At 54.0% G+C, this 278-nt stretch carries 1 protein-coding gene; it reads left to right on the top strand.

Features of this window, described 5'->3' with window-relative positions:
• On the top strand, window positions 1–278 hold a 278-nt coding region (locus ABFY71_RS18835), incomplete at both ends, for a hypothetical protein (protein WP_347947400.1).

Genomic DNA, 278 nt, shown 5'->3' with positions numbered 1-278 from the left:
ACTACTGTCCTTGCAGGTATGTACGGCGGGGATGTAGACAAGGCGCGCAGTAAGCTTCTGGAGCAGTTCCCCGACACCCCTCAAGGAAACGTGCAGCTAGCTCAGTATGGTGCTTCCAGTAAGGACCCATGGGCCGTGCAGACTGCACAAAAGCGCATGTCCAACAACCTGGCGCTTACGTTATCCAGTATGGACCAGTTGGGGCAGGATGGGCAAATCTCCGCTGAGAATCAGGCTACCATCGTTACATTTGCTCAAATGTACAACCAGACCCCTTC

The organism is Devosia alba (assembly GCF_039938915.1).
Taxonomy (GTDB): Bacteria; Pseudomonadota; Alphaproteobacteria; order Rhizobiales; family Devosiaceae; genus Devosia; species Devosia alba.
The sequence above is the reverse complement of the archived record's forward strand: the minus strand, read 5'-3'. Positions and strand labels throughout refer to the sequence as shown.